This window comes from Micromonospora maritima (genome assembly GCF_902825405.1).
In the GTDB taxonomy this organism is placed as follows: domain Bacteria; phylum Actinomycetota; class Actinomycetes; order Mycobacteriales; family Micromonosporaceae; genus Micromonospora; species Micromonospora maritima.
In genome coordinates, this window is record NZ_CADEAU010000820.1 from 1 (window position 1) to 1,531 (window position 1,531).

At 75.2% G+C, this 1,531-nt stretch carries 2 protein-coding genes; one reads left to right on the plus strand and one right to left on the minus strand.

Annotation, left to right across the window (positions count from 1 at the left end):
* On the minus strand, window positions 1-373 hold a 373-nt coding region (locus tag HUW36_RS32640), incomplete at its 3' end, for a zinc metalloprotease (RefSeq protein ID WP_484502618.1).
* An 81-nt stretch (window positions 374-454) separates the two neighbouring features.
* Here HUW36_RS32640 and HUW36_RS32645 point away from each other — a divergent pair.
* Window positions 455-1,372 carry a RecB family exonuclease gene (locus HUW36_RS32645; protein ID WP_174531559.1) on the plus strand — a complete coding sequence of 306 codons (918 nt, stop codon included), beginning with the start codon at window positions 455-457 and terminating at the stop codon, window positions 1,370-1,372.
* The last annotated feature ends 159 nt before the right edge of the window (window positions 1,373-1,531 follow it).

Genomic DNA, 1,531 nt, shown 5'->3' on the forward strand with positions numbered 1-1,531 from the left:
GGCAGCGCTTCTTGCACAGCCACATGGCGGCGGCGTTGCCGTCGTTGCCGACGTCCCACCACTGCGGCGGGTTGACGACGCAGGGGCGGGGGTCGAGGGTGATCCCGCGCACACCGATGCCGTACCGGCGGGCGGTCAGCGCGTGCCCCAGCTCGTGCAGCAGCACCGAGCCGAGCAGCGAGACGACGAACCCGAGGCCGACCAGGTAGCCGGCGAGGTGACCGAGGTCGAGCTGGCGGCGGGCCAGCGCCGCGTAGAGCACGGTGACCACGACGGTGAGCAGCAGCATCGAGGCGTCCACGCGCAACGGCACCCCGAGGACCCGGCCGAGGCTCAGCCCGGGCCGGCGCGGTCGTCGGGTGCGCTGCTCCACCCAGGCGATGCTACGCGGCGCCGATCATGGCCCGGTGCGGCGACGACCGACCTGTCACACGGGTGGCCTAACCTTCCGGGCATGACGGCGGAACCGGTGATCGACGCGCAGGGCGACCAGACGGCGGCACGGGTGCCGGTCACGGTGCGGGCGTCGCTGTCGCCGTCGCGGGCGGCCGACTTCAAGACCTGCCCGCTGCTCTACCGGTTCCGCAGCATCGACCGGCTGCCCGAGCGCCCGACGGTCGAGCAGGCCCGGGGCACGCTGGTGCACGCCGTGCTGGAGCGGCTGTTCGACCTGCCGGCCCCGGCGCGCACCCCGGAGTCGGCCGGCGACCTGGTCGCCCCGCAGTGGGACCGCCTGGTCACCGAGGAGCCGGAGCTGGCGACGCTGTTCGCCGAGGGCGACGCGGCGGCCGCGCAGGAGTTCCTGCGTTCGGCGGCGGCGTTGCTGGAGGGCTACTTCGCGGTGGAGGACCCGCAGCGGCTGGAGCCCGCCGAGCGGGAGGCGCTGATCTCCGCGGTGGTCGACGACGAGCTGCTGATCCGGGGCTATCTCGACCGGCTCGACGTGGCCCCGGACGGGGCGCTGCGGGTGGTCGACTACAAGACCGGCGGCGCGCCGCGTGAGGCGTTCGAGGCGCGGGCCCTGTTCCAGCTGAAGTTCTACGCCCTGGTGCTGTGGCGCACCCGGGGCGTGGTGCCGCGGGTGCTGCGCCTGCTCTACCTGAAGGACGCCGAGGTGTGCGACTACGCCCCCGACGCCGAGGAGCTGGTGCGCTTCGAGCGCACGGTGGTGGCGTTGTGGCGGGCGATCGAGCAGGCCACCGCGCGGCAGGACTTCCGGCCCCGGCCGAGCCGCCTGTGCGACTGGTGCAGCCACCAGGCGCTGTGCCCGAGCTTCGGCGGCACGCCGCCGCCGTTCCCGGTGGCCGGCGCCGCGCCCGATCCGCTCGTGGACGCCCGTTCCCGCCCGGCCACCCCGGGGGCCGACGAGTGATCCTCCTCCTCGGGGAGGAGACCGGGTTCGGCGCCGGCGACGACGAGACGCGCCCCGTGCCGGCCTAACGTTCGGGCATGACCGACCGGCTGCCGGCCCGCCGGGTGCGCGCCACGCTGCTCACCGCCGCCGCGGCGTACGCGCTGGGCCGCCTCACCC

Excerpts from the sequence above, each read along its gene's own strand:
- HUW36_RS32645 (WP_174531559.1), top strand. The coding sequence starts at position 455 with ATGACGGCGGAACCGGTGATCGACGCGCAGGGCGACCAGACGGCGGCA.